The sequence below is a fragment of the Ruminococcus sp. genome (assembly GCF_019423705.1).
GTDB lineage: Bacteria > Bacillota > Clostridia > Oscillospirales > Ruminococcaceae > Hominimerdicola.
Window position 1 is genome coordinate 120134 of record NZ_JAHZAX010000009.1, and the last position, 17810, is coordinate 137943.

At 44.3% G+C, this 17810-nt stretch carries 23 protein-coding genes and 2 tRNA genes; 14 read left to right on the forward strand and 11 right to left on the reverse strand.

Features of this window, described 5'->3' with window-relative positions:
• Nucleotides 1–8 precede the first annotated feature (8 nt).
• From QZ371_RS08940 to QZ371_RS08960, 5 genes are all read left to right on the forward strand, one after another.
• Nucleotides 9–548 (forward strand): hypothetical protein, encoded by a 540-nt coding sequence (locus QZ371_RS08940; RefSeq protein WP_295211779.1) that lies wholly within the window; start codon nucleotides 9–11, stop codon nucleotides 546–548.
• Between the two features lie 14 nt (nucleotides 549–562).
• Nucleotides 563–1234 carry a tRNA (guanosine(46)-N7)-methyltransferase TrmB gene (gene trmB, locus QZ371_RS08945; protein ID WP_295211780.1) on the forward strand — a complete coding sequence of 224 codons (672 nt, stop codon included), beginning with the start codon at nucleotides 563–565 and terminating at the stop codon, nucleotides 1232–1234.
• A complete protein-coding gene (locus QZ371_RS08950) occupies nucleotides 1231–1728 on the forward strand; it encodes a hypothetical protein (protein ID WP_295211781.1) in 498 nt (165 codons plus the stop codon). The genes trmB and QZ371_RS08950 overlap by 4 nt, the downstream gene beginning before the upstream one ends.
• 187 nt (nucleotides 1729–1915) lie before the next feature.
• Nucleotides 1916–2425 (forward strand): sigma-70 family RNA polymerase sigma factor, encoded by a 510-nt coding sequence (locus tag QZ371_RS08955; protein WP_295211782.1) that lies wholly within the window; start codon nucleotides 1916–1918, stop codon nucleotides 2423–2425.
• Nucleotides 2422–3966 (forward strand): hypothetical protein, encoded by a 1545-nt coding sequence (locus QZ371_RS08960; RefSeq protein WP_295211783.1) that lies wholly within the window; start codon nucleotides 2422–2424, stop codon nucleotides 3964–3966. Before QZ371_RS08955 ends, QZ371_RS08960 begins: the two co-directional genes overlap by 4 nt.
• Nucleotides 3967–4187: 221 nt before the next feature.
• On the opposite strand, the gene ilvC is transcribed toward QZ371_RS08960, so the two are convergent.
• The 3 genes from ilvC to ilvB all read right to left on the reverse strand — a co-directional run bounded on the left by ilvC (nucleotide 4188) and on the right by ilvB (nucleotide 7513).
• Nucleotides 4188–5213: a ketol-acid reductoisomerase gene (gene ilvC, locus QZ371_RS08965; protein WP_295211784.1), complete on the reverse strand. Its 1026-nt coding sequence runs from the start codon at nucleotides 5211–5213 to the stop codon at nucleotides 4188–4190.
• Between the two features lie 67 nt (nucleotides 5214–5280).
• Complete coding sequence (gene ilvN, locus QZ371_RS08970) at nucleotides 5281–5778, reverse strand: acetolactate synthase small subunit (RefSeq protein WP_295211785.1); 498 nt, start codon at nucleotides 5776–5778, stop codon at nucleotides 5281–5283.
• A gap of 109 nt (nucleotides 5779–5887) precedes the next feature.
• Complete coding sequence (gene ilvB / locus QZ371_RS08975; RefSeq protein WP_295211787.1) at nucleotides 5888–7513, reverse strand: biosynthetic-type acetolactate synthase large subunit; 1626 nt, start codon at nucleotides 7511–7513, stop codon at nucleotides 5888–5890.
• A 285-nt stretch (nucleotides 7514–7798) separates the two neighbouring features.
• Between ilvB and QZ371_RS08980 the strand changes: the two genes are divergently transcribed.
• Together QZ371_RS08980 and QZ371_RS08985 are read left to right on the forward strand one after the other, a co-directional pair.
• A tRNA-Ser gene (locus QZ371_RS08980) sits at nucleotides 7799–7887 on the forward strand.
• A gap of 22 nt (nucleotides 7888–7909) precedes the next feature.
• Nucleotides 7910–7999 (forward strand) — tRNA-Ser (locus tag QZ371_RS08985).
• Nucleotides 8000–8152: 153 nt separating this feature from the next.
• On the opposite strand, the gene QZ371_RS08990 is transcribed toward QZ371_RS08985, so the two are convergent.
• The 5 genes from QZ371_RS08990 to QZ371_RS09010 form a co-directional block, all read right to left on the reverse strand.
• Entirely contained in the window at nucleotides 8153–8434 is a 282-nt protein-coding gene (locus QZ371_RS08990; protein ID WP_295211788.1) for a hypothetical protein, read from the reverse strand.
• 1 nt (nucleotide 8435) lies between these two features.
• Entirely contained in the window at nucleotides 8436–8843 is a 408-nt protein-coding gene (locus QZ371_RS08995) for a hypothetical protein (RefSeq protein ID WP_295211789.1), read from the reverse strand.
• On the reverse strand, nucleotides 8840–9412 hold the full coding sequence (locus tag QZ371_RS09000) for an ImmA/IrrE family metallo-endopeptidase (RefSeq protein ID WP_295211791.1): 573 nt from the start codon (nucleotides 9410–9412) through the stop codon (nucleotides 8840–8842). Before QZ371_RS09000 ends, QZ371_RS08995 begins: the two co-directional genes overlap by 4 nt.
• Before the next feature lie 6 nt (nucleotides 9413–9418).
• Nucleotides 9419–10816 (reverse strand): site-specific integrase, encoded by a 1398-nt coding sequence (locus QZ371_RS09005; protein WP_295211793.1) that lies wholly within the window; start codon nucleotides 10814–10816, stop codon nucleotides 9419–9421.
• Between the two features lie 138 nt (nucleotides 10817–10954).
• A complete protein-coding gene (locus tag QZ371_RS09010) occupies nucleotides 10955–11545 on the reverse strand; it encodes a helix-turn-helix transcriptional regulator (RefSeq protein WP_295211794.1) in 591 nt (196 codons plus the stop codon).
• Between the two features lie 153 nt (nucleotides 11546–11698).
• On the opposite strand from QZ371_RS09010, the gene QZ371_RS09015 reads away from it, so the two are divergent.
• From QZ371_RS09015 to QZ371_RS09045, 7 genes are all read left to right on the forward strand, one after another.
• On the forward strand, nucleotides 11699–11878 hold the full coding sequence (locus QZ371_RS09015; RefSeq protein WP_295211795.1) for a phosphatase: 180 nt from the start codon (nucleotides 11699–11701) through the stop codon (nucleotides 11876–11878).
• A gap of 126 nt (nucleotides 11879–12004) precedes the next feature.
• On the forward strand, nucleotides 12005–12208 hold the full coding sequence (locus QZ371_RS09020; protein WP_295211797.1) for a DNA-binding protein: 204 nt from the start codon (nucleotides 12005–12007) through the stop codon (nucleotides 12206–12208).
• 1 nt (nucleotide 12209) lies between these two features.
• Nucleotides 12210–12503 (forward strand): hypothetical protein, encoded by a 294-nt coding sequence (locus QZ371_RS09025; protein WP_295211798.1) that lies wholly within the window; start codon nucleotides 12210–12212, stop codon nucleotides 12501–12503.
• Nucleotides 12504–12506: 3 nt separating this feature from the next.
• Nucleotides 12507–13289, forward strand: coding sequence for a phage replisome organizer N-terminal domain-containing protein (locus QZ371_RS09030; RefSeq protein ID WP_295211799.1), 783 nt, complete (start codon nucleotides 12507–12509; stop codon nucleotides 13287–13289).
• Nucleotides 13290–13396: 107 nt separating this feature from the next.
• Nucleotides 13397–13792, forward strand: coding sequence for a terminase small subunit (locus QZ371_RS09035; protein ID WP_295211801.1), 396 nt, complete (start codon nucleotides 13397–13399; stop codon nucleotides 13790–13792).
• Nucleotides 13793–13810: 18 nt separating this feature from the next.
• Nucleotides 13811–14374, forward strand: a complete 564-nt coding sequence (locus QZ371_RS09040) for a hypothetical protein (protein ID WP_295211802.1) — start codon at nucleotides 13811–13813, stop codon at nucleotides 14372–14374.
• A 276-nt stretch (nucleotides 14375–14650) separates the two neighbouring features.
• Nucleotides 14651–14851: a hypothetical protein gene (locus QZ371_RS09045; protein ID WP_041337491.1), complete on the forward strand. Its 201-nt coding sequence runs from the start codon at nucleotides 14651–14653 to the stop codon at nucleotides 14849–14851.
• Nucleotides 14852–15249: 398 nt separating this feature from the next.
• On the opposite strand, the gene QZ371_RS09050 is transcribed toward QZ371_RS09045, so the two are convergent.
• The 3 genes from QZ371_RS09050 to pckA all read right to left on the reverse strand — a co-directional run.
• Nucleotides 15250–15780: a nitroreductase family protein gene (locus tag QZ371_RS09050; RefSeq protein WP_295211804.1), complete on the reverse strand. Its 531-nt coding sequence runs from the start codon at nucleotides 15778–15780 to the stop codon at nucleotides 15250–15252.
• A 38-nt stretch (nucleotides 15781–15818) separates the two neighbouring features.
• On the reverse strand, nucleotides 15819–16466 hold the full coding sequence (locus QZ371_RS09055) for a DUF6198 family protein (RefSeq protein ID WP_295211806.1): 648 nt from the start codon (nucleotides 16464–16466) through the stop codon (nucleotides 15819–15821).
• Nucleotides 16467–16595: 129 nt separating this feature from the next.
• On the reverse strand, nucleotides 16596–17810 hold a 1215-nt coding region (pckA, locus tag QZ371_RS09060), incomplete at its 5' end, for a phosphoenolpyruvate carboxykinase (ATP) (RefSeq protein WP_295211808.1).

Genomic DNA, 17810 nt, shown 5'->3' on the forward strand with positions numbered 1-17810 from the left:
GAGCGGATATGAAAAATCCATTCAAGAAGTTTATAAAACAGCAGGTGAAGCTTGAATTTTCCACCTGCGGCGAGGTTATGATAGACGGACTGCCATTCGCTTTTGGCGTTGAAAGCGCCGGAAAAGCTTCCGACAAGGGGCTGTGCGTATCAATATCGGGAGACGCTGTCAACGACGGCAGGGTCACATTTTCAGACGTTGAGTATTATGAGAACCACGGCGGAAAGATAACAGTCGTCAAGTACGATCTCAAGCTTGTGACAAAAAGCGACGGCAAGAAGATATATCAAGCAAAGTTTTCAAAGATACCCATAACCGAAAAGGACACCTCCGTGCTCTTTAGAAAAATGACGGAAGAGGAAGTTATCCAGCGGATAAACTGCGAGATTGCTTTCAAGGTGACGCCCCATTTCAATGGTGACGACACCCCCGAGGTTATGCTGACGGTGTATCCTTATGAAAATCTGCTGACAGGTTCGGCGGTGCAATGGCTCAATGTAACCTCCGATCAGGATTACTTTTTGCACAAATATACCAAAAACAAATAGGAGAAATTATTCCAATGAGAATGAGAAGAAAGAAAAATCTCGAGGCACGTCTTGAAGCCTGCGGAGATTATATCATATATCTTGACCGAGAGGAAAAGAACTTTCAGGACAAGTCAAACAAGGCGATAATCGACTTTGAAAAAGTGTTCGGCAACAGCGATCCGCTGGTGCTGGAGATAGGCTGCGGAAAGGGTCAGTTCGCAAGGGAGATCGCAAAGAGAACCCCCCATAAGAACTTTCTTGCCGTTGAAAAAAGCAGCAACGTTATCGTTGACGCTGCGCAAATGGCGATAGATGAGAATATCCACAACCTGCGCTTTGCAAGGGGCGAGGCGGAATATCTTGACTGCTTTATCCCCGAAAAATCGGTGGAGAGCATTTATCTCAATTTCAGCTGCCCATATCCAAAGAACACCTATGCACGCCATAGACTTACATACAGGGGCTTTCTCGAGATATACCGCAGACTGCTGAAAGAGGGCGGCGAGATATATCAAAAGACCGATAATATGCACTTCTTTGAGTTCTCTCTCGAAGAATTTTCCGCCGCTGATTACGGGCTGAAAAATATTTCTCTCGACCTGCACAACAGCGATTTCGAGGGCAACATCGTCACGGAATATGAAAAGCGCTTCTCAGATATGGGAATGCCTATTTATAGACTGGAGGCGTATCTAAAAAAATGAGCGAAGAGGTAAACCCAGTCGTCCACGATGATGACATCGACGAGAGCGGCAAGCTCCGCAAATGGTCGACAGGCCGCAAAATCAAGTGGATAATTTGGATAGTCATTATAATTGCGGTGGCGCTGGGATTCTGGCACCAGCATTATATGCGCAGCGACAGCACTATCAAGGCGGTCTTCAACGACAATAAAGAGACTTTTCAGACAGTTGCGGACTTTATGATCGAGAATACTTCCAGTGAGAATGCGCCCCTCAGAAAGGGCAAGCGCTCGGTTAAGTCCATAAGTTCCGATAAGAATTGCAAGGAGATCAAGAAGCAGATTGAAGAGCTGGAGCGCAGGAACATCGAGTATATCGACTGTGACGGTCTGGCGGTGACATTTTACACCATTTATGACTGCTATTACGTCTATACCTCGCCGCTGAGTTCAGCCGGAGGAGAAGGCAATTTGGGCGACGGCTGGTGGTCGTATGTTAAAACAAGTAAATCATGAATTTAAAAGAGCGAAAAAAATAAATTTTTTCGCTCTTTTTTTGCAATCAAACGCCCTGCTCATTCGTGTTATAGATGAAAGGTCTTTCAACAAAGTTGGTAGCTATGTCGCTCATTAAGCAAAAGTAACGTTATCGGACACAAGAGTACAGCGGTGCACAAATATAGAGTAGCGAGGTAAAAAAAGAATGAACATAGATTATGTCGTTGATAGGTTTGCGGACGATATCTACCGTGCGGCGCTGTCCTGCACGGGGAACGTGTGCGAAGCCGAGGATGTAACCAGCGAGGTGCTGATAAAATATTTCACTAAGCAGCAGGAGCTTTCCTTTAGCGACGACGAGCATTTGAAAGCTTGGCTGCTGCGAACGGCTATCAATCTTTCAAAAGATCTGATACGATCGGCAGGCCGACGACTTCGCAGCGACGATAACTCGGCTTCGCTCAGCAAGGATTTTTCAGCCCCCGATATGCAGATAGATGTGCAAAACGCTATGAACGGGCTGGACGAAAAATATAAGACCGTGCTCTATCTTTTCTATTTTCAGGGCTATAAGGCTGAGGAGATCGCACATATCCTCGGCACGAAAAAGGGTACGGTTACTTCACGGCTTAAAAGAGCAAGAGAAAAATTGAAGCTGTCGCTTTCGGATTACGACAGCCAAAAAGCAGACAAAGAAAAGGAGATGAGCGTATGAACGAGAATGATATAAAAAAATATTTCGCAGCTGCAAGCCTTTCGGACGAAAAAAAAGCTCAGCTAAAAGAAACGCTCAGACAGCGTTTTCCACAGCAAAGCGGTGATATAAAAGCCGCCGAGACCAAGGCTCAGCCGACTGACAATAAGCCTGCGAGGATATCCCACCACAAGGCGGCAAGCATTGTTGCGGCAGCTGCAGCGGTGGTGCTGGTGGTATCGGGCGGCGTGTTTATGGCGCAGAACATTCACGACAATGAGCCGAATACAGGCACAAACACAAACGCAGTTTCAAACACCACGGCTGATAACGCCGATACCAACAAAACGGACGATCAAAAATTCTTCTCGGCGGACTTCTTGAAGCTTGCCAAGACAGTTCTCGACTGCACTAAAACGACTGAGGATAAGCTTTGCATAATAACAGGCAGCCCAACCTCCTGCGATATCACCTATGACGGCGATTATGACAAAAACATTGAGGGCAAAGGACACAGCACAAGATATTATGTCGAACTTCTGGAACTGACTGACAGCGGACTTCCAAGCGTTGATTTTATGACGGCAGATAACAGCTATGAGCCATATTCGCTGGCCATTGATATCCTGTCGGAGATAAAATCGCTCGATAATGAAATGTTCAACAGGGCGGTAAATTGCAGGATAGAATTGCACATTGAAAGCAGCAAAAGTCGCATAACCATATCGGACGGCGATAACGAGATTTCGCTGAAATACGGAAGCGATGAAAGCTTCACCACAGCGGCGGTGAATATGGCCGACCAGCTCAAATCCGATCTGCTGGATATCTATGACGAAAACGCCTTGCAAAGCCCCGATGACGCCGTTTTCAGCTACTCCCCTGCCGATTATGATTATTACAGCGATATTATGAGCAGCAATGATATAACAGAATATGTAAAGTCAGACTATGCGCAAAATGGCCATACCACAGCCGAAAGCCTGACACTTTTGACCCTTAAAGCCATAAAAAACTCCGATCTAGCGTTCGATATGTCGGCGGATTATTTCACCGTTGATATGCTCAGCGATAGCTTTACGCTGTATAATTATGACAACGGCGACAACTGGAATGTGTATACTTCCGCCCCGTTTTCAAACACTTATGCAGAGGCAAGCCCGTGGAAAACGGCGCAGTATATCTTTGAAAAGGCGCAGGCGCTCATGACGCAGTATAACACCGACGGCAAAAAGCTTCACTTTGATACTGTAAACTCACTTGACCTTGCGAAGGAGCTTGCGCTGTCTAATGTGCCCGATATTGATAGTTCAGATAACGTCACGGCGCAGCTTTTTGCATATGAGCTTTGGCTCGATATGCTGTCACACGATAGAGAATACGGCGATCTTGACCTGTCGACCATTGATTTTTCGGTATACTTTGAAAAGGATAAGGACGGCAGCGCTTATGATGTGAAGCAGGTCGATGTCACGATCGAGGGAGATACGGTCTATTCATATACCACCGATGAGCACGACAGCGTTGAAACTTATGATGCAAAGGACAGCGCATTATCTTGACAAAACAACGGACGACCATAGGAGTCCCCTGCATTTAATATGTAGGGGACGGCGTCCTCGACGTCCCATTGCTCGACAAGTGCAGTAACGTTATCGGGCGACTAACGTACAGCTATTAACAAACATAGAGTAGCGAGGTTGAAAAAGCGAATTAAAAAGAAAAAAGACGACTTACGTTTGCAAGTCGTCTTTTCTTTATGCAATAATATTAATTCTGCAAATTAGTTGTTGATGAGTTTCTCGTCATCGTTGTTCCAGCTGTAAAGCTTTCTGATCTCCTTACCAACCTTCTCAGATGGGTGCTCAGCGTGAAGCTTTCTCATAGCCTTGAAGTGAACCTGTGAACCAGCGTCGGACATATCGAGGAGGAAGTCCTTAGCGAATGTACCGTCCTGAATGTCAGCAAGTACCTTCTTCATAGCCTTCTTTGTATCCTCTGTAACGATCTTTGGTCCTGTGATGTAATCGCCATACTCAGCTGTGTTGGAGATAGAATATCTCATACCCTCGAAGCCTGACTGATAGATAAGGTCAACGATGAGCTTCATCTCGTGGATACACTCAAAGTATGCGTTTCTTGGGTCATAACCAGCTTCGCAAAGTGTCTCGAAACCTGCCTGCATAAGTGCGCAAACACCGCCGCAAAGAACTGCCTGCTCACCGAAGAGGTCTGTCTCAGTCTCTGTTCTGAATGTTGTCTCAAGAACACCAGCTCTTGCGCCGCCGATACCAAGTGCATATGCAAGACCGATATCCTGTGCGTTGCCTGTTGCGTCCTGCTCAACTGCGATAAGGCAAGGTGTACCCTTACCAGCCTGGTACTCAGAACGTACTGTGTGACCAGGAGCCTTAGGAGCGATCATAATAACGTTAACATTCTTAGGCGGTACGATACAACCAAAGTGAATGTTGAAACCGTGTGCGAATGCAAGAGTCTTACCTTCTGTGAGGTATGGCTCGATAGACTTCTTATAAAGCGCAGCCTGCTTCTCATCTGGGATAAGGATCATAATGATATCAGATGTCTTTGCAGCGTCCTCAGTTGTCATAACTGTGAGACCCTGCTGCTCAGCCTTTGCCCAGCTCTTAGAACCTTCATAAAGACCTACTACTACGTCAACGCCGCTCTCCTTGAGGTTGAGTGCGTGAGCGTGACCCTGTGAACCGTAACCGATAATGGCAACTCTCTTACCCTTGAGTACATTAATGTCGCAATCCTGCTGATAGAAAATTCTTGCCTGTGCCATTGTTAATTCCTCCAAATTTAGAAATTTTAAATGTATTTTATGTAGCCTCACGGCTATATAATCAAAATTATTTCTTTGCGTTGAATGTATCTGAACCCTTCTCGATGGCGATCGTTCCCGTTCTTACCATCTCGATTATTCCATAAGGCTCGATAACTTCTTCAAATCTGCAAAGGTGTGCATAAGTGTCACAAAGCTCAAGCGTCATAGTGCTGAGGGTGATGTCCATAACCTTTGCGCCTGTTACTTCGGCGATAGTCATAACCTCGCTTCTCTTGTCCGCCTGCACCGCAATCTTGACGATCATAAGCTCTCTTGCAAGATACTCGTCTCTGCCAAAGGTCTTGACCTTGATAACTTCGATAAGCTTGTTGAGCTGCTTTTCGATCTGCTCTACTGTATGCTCGTCGCCGTCGGCAACTATCGTTATTCTTGATACGGCAGGGTCGTGCGTCGGGCCTACCGCAAGGCTTTCGATATTAAAGCCTCTTCTTGAAAACAGTCCCGATATTCTCGAAAGAACACCGCTGTGATTTTCCACAAGAACTGAAATTGTATGCTTCATAAGCTAAACCTCCAATAGGGAAACGTTTCCCTACAATTTTTTATTATACCAGTTATTTATTAAGATTTCTTGAACGCAAACGCTATATACTGTTAAAGACACAAAAGCATTACAAAGTCGGCATATCCTTATCTACAACGACTTCCACAAGGCATATTCCCTTGTGATTTGCAAGCATTTCGATGCCCTTTTCCATACTCTCGTCATCGCTGACACGCAGGGCTGGGATACCGTAAGCTTCCGCCAGCTTGATAAAGTCCGGCGAGCCGTCAAGGAAAACGGCGGTCTGTCTGTCGTGATAGCCGATAGTCTGAAGCTCTCGCACCATTCCAAGGCGGGTGTTGGTCATTACGACCACCTTGATATCAACGCCGAACTGCACCGCAGTCGCAAGCTCCATAAATGACATTTGGAAAGAGCCGTCGCCGCAGATAGCGATAGTCGGTCTGCTCTCGTCAGCCATTTTTGCGCCGATAGCCGCTGGGACTGAATAGCCCATTGTACCCATTCCGCCCGAGGTCAGCAGTCTGCCGCCCTTGCGGAACTTGTATTCAGTACACGTCCATATCTGATTTTGTCCAACGTCTGCAACAACAGTCACGTCGTCAGGCATTTTCTCAGCCAGCCTGTCGATGAAAACTCTCGGATTGACTGTGCCCTTTGGCGGCTGAATATACTTTCTCTCTCCGCCAAGCTCTTTGATATGGGCGATCCATTCATCGTGACGCATTGGCTTTGCAAGTTCGATCATCTGCTCCAGCACAAGCTTTGCGTCGCCGACCAGCGGATAATCCGTGGCGATATTCTTACCTATCTCCGCAGGGTCGATATCTATATGTAAAATCTTTGTAGTCTTTTCAAGCGCCAGCGGTGTTTTGACAGCTCTGTCACCAACTCTTGCGCCGACGAGGAAAAGCACGTCGCACTCATTGACCGCAGCGTTTGCCATTTTAACGCCGTGAGTACCGAGCATACCACAGAAAAGTGGATCGTTGCTTGCGAAAACCGAAATGCCCATCATCGTTGTGATAACAGGTATCTGCATGATCTCGGCAAGCTTTGTTATCTCCTGCTGAGCGTTTGAAGCGAACACGCCTCCGCCGATACAGATAAGTGGCTTCTCAGCCTCTTCAAGGGAGGAAAGCACACGCTTTATCTGAAGATAATTGCCCTTTGTGGTGGGCTTATAGCTTCTTATCTCGCACTTTTCGGGATACTCAAAGTCTATCACAGCCTTCTGAACGTCCATCGGCACGTCGATAAGAACAGGACCCGGTCTGCCCGTACCTGCAATATAGAAAGCCTCCTTGAACACTCTTGCAAGATCGTTAGGGTCTTTCAGCAGATAGCTGTGCTTAACGAATGGTTCAGCCGAACCTGTTATGTCAGCCTCTTGGAAAACGTCAGAACCGATCTGATCGGTGTTTACCTGACCTGTTATACATATAATAGGTATAGAATCCGCATAAGCGGTAGCGATAGCCGTGATAAGGTTAGTTGCGCCAGGGCCCGATGTTGCGATACATACCGCAGGCTTTCCCGATATACGGGCGTAGCCGTTTGCAGCGTGGCCGCCGTTAGCTTCCTGTCTCACCAACACCTGCTTGATGTCGTTTTCAGCATCCAGCAAAGCGTCGTAAAACGGACAGATAGCAGCTCCGGGATAGCCGAAGACGACCTTGATATTCTCAGCTTTCAAACATTCAACCATAGCCTGACTTACAGTCATTTTCATAAATAAAGTCGCCTCCATAAAAAATTATTTCCACCTGTGGGCTTAACGTGATAACAAGCTCACTTAAATCAGAAATTAATTTATTATACCATATTTCTATGATTTCGTCAAGTGCAGGAAGGATAATTGCCTACAAAATGCAGGAAAATGCAATTTTTCGTGTACAAAAAACTTTTTCGCAAAAATCGAAAAAAAATTCAGAAAAAGGGTTGACAAGCCGTGATATCTGTGCTATAATAATTAAGTCGCTGAGGCAGAGAGCTGAAAGTGGCGAAATAAAGATGTGGACAGGTGTCCGAGTGGTTTAAGGAGCTGGTCTTGAAAACCAGTGATACGGCAACGTACCGTGGGTTCGAATCCCACCCTGTCCGCCACATTTTTTATATACAGTAGTTTGCGGATTTACCCAAGTGGTGAAGGGGCTCCCCTGCTAAGGGAGTAGGTCTGGAAACGGGCGCGAGAGTTCAAATCTCTCAATCCGCGCCAAGTATTAAGTCTCACAAATCACGTAATTGCGTGGCTTGTGAGCTTTTTTATTTTTCGCCGCCTGCGTTTTGGTCATTGTTTGGTCATTATGGCTTTGAAAATTGCATACTTGAAAGCAAAAGAGCAGGTTTTAACGCCTGCTCTTTATGTTTATTATATATCTGCACCCAAGCTTTCAATAAGCAGCCTAACGCCTGCACGAAAGCCCGCTTTGAAGTAATCGTGTTGTGCACCATACAACACATTTGCCAAGTCGCCGCCGTCGTTGCTATCGATTAAGTCATCACGGTTCATTTCTTTTTCAATCTTCCATAATTTTTCATAGAATTTATCATACGCTTCACTAAAACTCTCCGACTCATAACTCCCTGCGTTGCTTTCAGAGGTTAAAAGAAGTTCTTCTATCATTGTAGGTATAACTTTACTTTTTATCATTTCAAATCAACTCCCTGCTTAATATCAGTGATACCGCCGTTTCAAATCCCTGAGCAAATGAATTATATCGCTCATTGTCAGCTATCTTAACAAGATCGGTCATCATATCGTTATATGTGCTTATGTTCTTTTTATCTCCGTATTTGTCCATAAACGTGTTTATTTTGCTCTCAAAAGCATTATCGCTATGCTCAGAGTTGCCCACACAGTCCATTAGCTTTGCTAGTTCCTTTGCTGTCATTAGAATATCGCACCCCTTTACGTCCTTGTATGCCCGCTTGACGCTGCGAACATTAACACTTTTATAACTGCCGCCGCAGCGTTTAAGCTGTCTATCTCTTGACTTTCTATCTTTGAAAATGCCTAGCGGCTTTTTATCTGCCGAATAAACAATATACATCATTTTCATTTATCCGCCCTCATTTTGTTCTTATCAATGAACTCTTTAAAATTGCCATATACTTCACGTTCAAGATCACACATTGTGTATTCGTTTCGTTTGTATATCGGCTGCATTTGATAACATCTTATCTTTGAGGCGGTGTAAGACAGCCCGCAAAACTTTGATATCTGAGCGGGCATTTTAAGTCCAAGCCCCCACAGAACACAAGTAGGAGACAAAAGGCGAGAAGCAAACAGATCTGCTTCTTGTTCAATTATCGGTCTTTTAGAAACCGCCGCTCTACGCTCTTTTGTGCCGGTCAATAAGTGACCCAAGAAAATATGACCTAATTCGTGAGCAATCGTAAATCTGCAACGACCCTTGCTTTGAGTATCGTCATAAACGATAAAGTATTCCGTTCCGATCAATAAGCTGATTCCAGACTCATCAGGCTGTAGCTCATTTGCATCTGAGTTTTTTATGATTTTTACGCTTGAATTTCTTGCTATTGTAGTTAGACCTACAGAAAATCCAGAGATTTTGTTATATGCCAAGCATTGCAGAGCCGCCAGCTCTGCCGTTTTCATAGTACCCATATCGCACTACACCGCCCCACGCTTTGCAGAAAGCGTGTTATCAAGCATTGCTGCAACAGCCGCAGAAGCTGCCGCCTCTGCTGATTGTATCTCGTGTGCGTATATGTTCAGCGTTGTGCTTGCCAAGCTATGCCCCAGCAAGGCTTGTACTGTCTTAGGGTTTGCACCGCTGTTTATAAGAAGCGTGGCATTTAAGTGCCTCAGACTATGTACAGATACAAAAGGCAAGTTGTATTCGGCACAAAACTTCTTCAAGAAAGTGTATGGTGTGCCTATTGACATTTGAGAGCCTTTTTCAGTCGTAAACACAAGGTTTTCTGAATTGTCCCAATAATCGCCGTATTTTAATGCCGCCGACATTTGTTCATTGTGCTGCTGTTTGAGCAAGAACATCACACGTTCAGGCAGGCGAACAGTACGCCTTGACTTTGCCGTTTTAGGGTCTGTATAGTAAAAGCCTTTTTGCTTTTCCCAATGCACCGCACGGCGTATGTGTATCAGATCATTTTCAAAGTCGATATCAGACCACCGCAAGCCGAGTATTTTGCCACGTCTGAAACCGCCGTAAATTGCTATGTAGAAGAAGCATCGATATTTCAAGGGTGCATATTCATCAAGGTGCTGCAAAAGCTGCTGCGTTTGCGCTATGGTCAATATGTTATGCTCTGCTGTCGGAATTTTAGGGAGCGTGCAGTTATTGCAAGGGTTTACGGCTATCTCTCCAATTTTGACCGCATATGTGAATATAGTTGACAAGAAGCCGTGATAACAGTGAATTGTTTTAGGTGAAAGCCTGCTGTTATCGGTTATATTCTCAAACATTGAAGAAGTTTGCTTGTCAAGAGCCGCTGCGACTTTTGCGGCATTATCCCACCTTATAGCCCTATCGTGGTAGCAGCTGCGCACAATATGTGTATCAATGCCCGCTCTTTCACAAAATGCCTTTTGCGTTTCGCCGTTTTCCCGCAATATCTTTTTCATATCAACTTTACATTTTGCAAGTGAAGTGGCGTTGCGTTCGTTCGTCAGCCATTTCAAGAAGCAGTCAAGGTCTTTTGTCTTTATCTTGTCAAGTCTCAAATGCCCCAGCTGAGAATATATGCGAGGGCATAGATCACGATACTTTTTCAGAGTAGCGGGCTTTAAAGCGTTTTCGTGCACCTTAAACCATTCTTCAATGAAGTTTTCAAGCTTGACTGCGTTGACGATCTGACCGCCTGCGCATTTCTGCTCAAACTCCAGCGCTGCTTTATTTAAAGCCCGCTGTAATTGCTTTTCGGTCATATTCTCTTTTGGCGGTCTCCACGTCATTGACTGTGTTTTCTGTGCTTTGCCGTCGGCTGAATAACCGCAGGAAACTTTAATGCGGTAACTGCCGTTCGGTCTTTTGTCGATGTGTGCCATATGCTCACATTCCTTTCTGTGTACTTGACACCGAAAGGGCGTTTGTGCTATAATTTATATGCTTTGTATAGCAGGCTTTGCCCTTGCGGTGAGGTCTATTTAAACCGTTCTGTGCTGCAACACAGGGCGGTTTTTTGTTTATTTATTTCGCATATCAACTTTATCCAAAAGGGATATCAAATTTCCAATAGCTCTATACCTATACATTGAACATAAGTCATCATTATCAAAATCATATATATTATTTACATTGAAGGTTTTGGGGATACTTTTTTCAATCTTTTCTTTTGGTAATTGACTATATAACGCTAATAATCCCATATCGTTTGCTATATCTGTCAACGTTCCCGCTTGTATCATTAGATCAATCATAGAGCAAAACGCATTTTGTTCCTTTGACATCGTATGAAGTAAATCTATTGACTTTTCGTCAAGTCCCGTATATCTGTGCATAGCTTGTACATCTAAGTTAGCAGACTTTTCATCGTTAAGCCCTAATAAATAATCAGTTGAAACGCCATAAGCCTTAGCAATTTTGGCTAAAGTATATATATCAGGTTTAGTGTTTGATTTTCCATTCAACCAGTTACCGACATTCTGCCGTGATGTTCCGATTTTTTCGGCTATTTCTGTATGTGAAGAAGTTTCACCTACTAATTTTAAAAAGCGCTCTTGAAACGTATTATCTTGCGTTTGCTTTGGTCTTCCTTTTTTATTTTCGTTATTCATTTTTTATCCCTCTTTTCGTAATTATATTTGCTTATTTTGATATTTTATGAAAATTATCTTGACTTTATTTTATTTTTGTGCTAGCTTAATTATAGCAAATGTAATTGCATTTGTCAATACTAAAATAAAATAATTTTGAAAAGAGGCAAAACAATGATTGATATTACCAAGCTTTCAGAGGAAGAAAGATCCGTTGTGCTTGCGCGGCGTGCATACTATAGAGAATGGAAAAGAAAGAACGCCGATAAGGTCAAGGACACAACGACACGCTTCTTTAAAAAGCACGCTGAAAAGTTAACGGCAGAGAAAGAAAACAAAAAGCCGTCCGAGTGATCGCAACACTCAGACGGCAAAGCAGGCGTTAAAGCCCGCTGAAAGAAACACACACGTTTCCTCTCTTATTATACCACATTCAGGGGTGGAAACGCAAGTCTTGAAATGTGGTGGATAGGAGTTATTTTGAATAATATCAGCATAACAAGAGCCGCACCCCGTATGCGGACGATAAACGAGACGGCAAAAGAAACGGGCTTTCCTGCCCACGCTATCAGACAGCTTGTGAAAGAAAACAAGATCGTGTTTGTTCAGTGTGGAGCAAAGACACTTGTCAATGTAGAAAAGTTCATCGAGTATCTGAACGAGGGTGAAAGGGGTGCAGTGTAGTATGACAGCAGCCGAAAGGATAGCAAACGCCCTCAGAGCAGGCGAAGAAAACGCCGTGAGCCTTTCCGATATGTGCAGGATATCAGGGCTTGACAACCGCAGCACAAGGCTTTGTATCGAGGATATGCGGCGTAAAGGTGCGGTTATATGTTCCAGCAGCAATGGCTATTATTTGCCTAGCGATGTATACGAGCTGCGGCGGTACGTTCGTACAGAACACGCACGGTCACAAAGCATAAGAACAACGCTCAGAGCAGCAGAAGACTTGCTTGACAAGTGGGAGAGTGAGGGTTAAACAATGGCTGAAAAGCGTTATTATTGGCTTAAACTCAAAGAAACTTTCTTTGAAGAAATGTATATCAAAGCTTTACGCAGGCAGCCACAGGGCGACAGCTTAGTAATAGCTTATCTGAAAATGCAGTTGCGGACAATGAAAACAAATGGCATTTTTACCTATGGAGGCTTTTTGCCTGACAGTGCCGCAGAGCTTGCGTTGGCGATAGACGAGCCCGAAGAAATTGTAAAGACCACTCTTGAAGCCCTTATAAAGTTTGGTGTAGTTGAACGAGCGTCAAACGAAGACCTTTTAATGATCGAAATGCAAAAATGTATCGGCTCTGAGAGTTCATCAACTCAAAGAGTAAAGAAAATGCGGGCAAAAAGTAATGAAGCAGCGTTACAATGTAACGAGAAAACGTTACAATTTGAAGATACAGCGTTACAATGTAACGCAACTATAAATAAAGAGATAAGAGATAAAGAGATAAGAGATAAAAAAACAAATAAGAAAAAAGAGAGCGAAAAGGTTAAGAACAATTATGCTGACGATGTAACCTTAACTCAGGCTGAATATGACAAGTTAATGTCTGAGTTTCCGAAGAAGTTTGTTGATAAGTGCATAGAGATCTTGAACAACTATAAGCTATCAAATGGTGTTAAGTACAAGTCCGACTATCATGCTATAAGAAGTTGGGTCATAGGCGAAGTTCAAAAGCGTTATCCTCAGCTTGCTTCACAGCCAAGTGAACAGCAAGACCCCGAAGACCTCTTCAAAAATCCCTGGACTGATATTTGCGGCTAATGCTGTAACCGTTTTTGTCTTGACAAATGAACATACGAGCAAGCACAAGCTTGTGATACCACTACAAAATACTACACTAGCGGGCATTGCTTAAAGGAGGTGAAGAAATGACAGCAAGGCAAAAGAAATTCGCTGAATATTATGCCGAGAGCGGAAACGCCACGCAAAGTGCTGTTAAGGCTGGATATTCTAAGAAATTCGCTCACACGAACGCTAGCAAGCTTCTGAATGTTGAAGAGGTCAAGGCATATGTGCGGGAGCTGACGGAAAAGGGACAGCGTGAACGCATTATGTCAGCGTTGGAACGTCAAGCCCTGCTGTCAGACATTGCCCGTGATAGTGATGAGGGTATGCCGTCAAGGCTGCGTGCGATAGACCTTTTGAACAAAATGACGGGCGTTTATATCTCTCAGGACGATGACGAAAGCGAAGAAGTTTTAGCCGCCCTTGATAGGGTATTAGGTCAAATCAATGACGGGTTTGAAAACGGGTCACAAACATAAAGACGAAAGGTGAAAACAATGTCACAAGAAAACACAAATCAAAAGCTAGTCAATTACATTTCAAGAATAGCAGCAGAAGCAGGAGCTGCAAAGGCTATTGAGATATACCAAGCACAAGAAGCCGAACGTATCAAGGACAACGAAAGCAAGAAGTTCAAGAACGTCAAGCTATTGCTCAAAGAATACCGAAATTTGAGGGCATATGCTGAAAACGCTCTTTGTGACGCTTCACAGATAAACGATCTTGTCATACGGGAGCTTATCGGCTTTAGCGAATACGAGAAATACAAAGTCAAAAGCATAAAAAATCAGATCGTGACAACTAAAACCATAATGGAACACGTTCAAACTATGCTTGATATATACAAAATCCGGTGTACTTCCTCAGTTCGTGAGGATATGCAAAGGCGTTGGCGTGTAATTGAAGCCGCTTTCATCACAGGCGAAACCGCCCCGACATATGACGAGATAGCCGAAAGAGAAATAATTGACAGCAGAACAGTGTACAAGGATATAGACAAAGCTTGCAAGGATCTTTCAAGCCTTATTTTCGGTTTGAATGTAAGCGGGCTTGAAACATAGACCGAAAGGAAAATAGGCAATGAGTCAACCCAAAGAATTACTAGCACTCAGAAAAAGACTTGCCAAGCGTGGTTATTTCAATATTCACATAAACAAAAGCAGCGAGCAGCCTAATTATTACGTTATCGAAGCACAAGAGCCTTTAACTCATACCAAAGTAACGAGAGTTGAACGCCTTGAAATTTGTAGCTTGATAATGCAACACCGTAATTAACTAAGTTTACCGTCCAGCGAGTAAACCGTTCGCACTGCTCCAATAACAGAAAGGATAAAAATATGAAAAAGTACAATACTTTATTTGAACTATCACTTGACGATGATGTGATAGAATGGGTGAAAAGTTATGGCGAAGATTTTAAACCTAAGTCAAAAGCAGCCTATAAGAATTTGCTTATTGCATACTTTGAGTTTCTAAAAGCGAGATACGAAGATGACAGGCTCTCAGAGCCGCAGCAGGCAGAGGACGGCAAAGTTTAAAGACGAGAGCACAGGACGCAGCACAAGAGCTGTCAGAACGTTTGAGGGGTATTGAAAGCATAAGCGAAAATGTTATTGTGCATTATGCCGTATAGTCTCCATTGCTTGACTATCGCAAAAAATTCTGGTCATTATTTGGTCATTATAAGCGGTGAAAATCGACTGAATTTTATAAAAAGCTGTGAAATGCAAAACAGCACAAACCCTTTATTTACGGGCTTTTATAAGAAGCTGTTAAACGCTGTGAAATAAAACAAGCTGAGTTCAAATCTCTCAATCCGCGCCAATACGCCTTACGTTTTTGTATGGCGTATTTTTTATTGCCTAAACCACCGCATACAAAACAAAGTGCCTTTGAGAACTCTCCCAAAGGCGTTTTTTCATTTCAAATCAAAATATCAGAAAAACTTCGTGATATCCTCAACAGCTTTTCTCTTCGGCCTCTGAGGAGCTTCATCTGCATAGCCCACAGCAATAACGGAAACCACCGTCTCAGTCTCAGGGATACCAAGCACCTCTCTCAGCTTCTCGCCGTCTCTGATACCCATAATAAGCGATCCAAGGCCAAGCTCAGCGGCTTTCAGCACAAGTATCTCGTTGTGAAGTCCAAGGTCGTAAAAGCCCCAGCCGTTGCCCACTTCGTTGTCGGGGTTGCCCTCACGGTCAAAACCAGCCCTGTTGTGCACAAAGCTCGTCACGATAAGCGCCGCATTTTCCGAACGCTCGCAGTTGAAACCAGGCAGACACTCTTCCCTCACCTTTTTGCACATCTCGTCAGACAACACGCAGTAATATCTCGCCGTCTGCGAATTCTTCCAAGAAGGTGCTTCGATAGCCGCCGCAATTATTGCCTCCACCTGCTCCTTGCTTGCCTTTTTGCTGTATTTTCTTATGCTTCTTCTGCTTTCGATAACATTTTGAAATTCCATTTTATTCCATCCTTTCAATATAAAATAGCTTTATTCGTTTATTCCGCAAGCCCTGCCGCACGCTTCATCTTCGTCCGAAACAGGCGATCAAAGACCGCCACGCAGCGCCCTACAAGCAGCATTGCCGCCAGCGTTCCAATGCCGATACCGATAATGCTCCTGCTGAACACAAGACCAATTATGCAGGCAATAACAACGCAGGAAACATCAAGGATATTCTTGCCAAAGCCCATATCCTTACCAAAAGCGCCGCCGATAGCCTGAGCAAGTCCGTCCGCTGGGTTCGGCACAAGCTTCATCGCTATCATCAGCGACATTCCAACAGCCGTGCATATTATCGCCGCAGCAAGATACAATGCGTTCTGCCATATGTGCGAAAAGCTGAATGACAAAAGCTTTGAAAACAAATTCAGCAGCAGGCTGAAAACCACGCTGAATGGCAGTTGCAGCCAGTCAAATAGGGTGCTGTTTTTGCCCTTTATGGCTATCTCGATGACAACGAACAGAGCATATACCACAAACGTCACAAAGGAAAAATTCACATTCCATATAGTGGATACCGCAAACGGCACCGATATTATGGTCGAGACCCCAAGTCCCGTTTTTGTGTTCATCGTTATCCCCGCCGCCAAAATCACCAGCCCGAGAAAATATATTACCGCCCTTGCGATGTAATTCTTCTTCACATTTATTCGCCTCTTTGCCTTAAATTATACCACATTTTTCGCCCTTTTTCAATAGTCAAAACAGCAAAAAAGACTGCCGCCCGAAAGCAGCAGTCTTTATTATTGCAAATATAAATTACAGGTACGAAATTACTTCTGTGGACCAGCAGCAACAAGTGCCTTACCAGCAGGGTTGCCTTCGTACTTAGCAAAATTCTTGATGAATCTGTCAGCCAGATCCTCTGCCTTCTTCTCCCACTCGGAAGCGTCAGCATATGTGTCACGAGGATCAAGAATCGCAGAATCAACGCCTGGAAGCTCTGTTGGAACCTCAAAGTTGAAGTGAGGAATTGTCTTTGTAGGAGCGTTGAGGATATCGCCGTTAAGGATAGCGTCGATGATACCACGAGTATCCTTGATAGAGATTCTCTTGCCTGTGCCGTTCCAACCTGTGTTTACGAGGTAAGCCTTAGCGCCGCTCTTCTCCATCTTCTTAACGAGCTCTTCAGCATACTTTGTTGGGTGGAGCTCAAGGAATGCCTGACCGAAGCAAGCTGAGAATGTTGGTGTAGGCTCTGTGATACCACGCTCAGTACCGGCAAGCTTTGCAGTAAATCCGGAGAGGAAGTAATACTGTGTCTGCTCTGGTGTGAGGACAGATACTGGAGGAAGTACGCCGAATGCGTCAGCTGAAAGGAAGATAACGTTCTTTGCAGCAGGTGCAGAAGAGATAGGACGAACGATGTTCTCGATGTGGTCGATTGGATAAGATACACGAGTGTTCTCTGTAACGCTCTTATCAGCAAAGTCAATCTTGCCGTTCTCGTCGAGAGTTACGTTCTCGAGAAGTGCGTTTCTCTTGATAGCGTTGTAGATATCAGGCTCAGACTCCTTATCAAGGTTGATTACCTTTGCATAGCAGCCGCCCTCGAAGTTGAATACGCCGTTATCGTCCCAGCCGTGCTCGTCGTCGCCGATGAGAAGTCTCTTAGGATCAGTAGAAAGTGTTGTCTTACCTGTTCCTGAAAGGCCGAAGAAGATAGCTGTGTTTTCGCCGTTCTTATCTGTGTTAGCAGAGCAATGCATTGAAGCCATACCCTTAAGAGGCAGGTAGTAGTTCATCATTGAGAACATACCCTTCTTCATCTCTCCGCCGTACCAAGTGTTGATGATAACCTGCTCACGGCTTGTGATGTTGAACATAACAGCTGTCTCAGAGTTAAGACCAAGCTCCTTATAGTTCTCTACCTTAGCCTTAGAAGCGTTGTATACAACGAAGTCAGGCTCAAAGTTCTCAAGCTCCTCAGCTGTTGGCTTGATGAACATATTTGTTACAAAGTGAGCCTGCCAAGCAACCTCAACGAT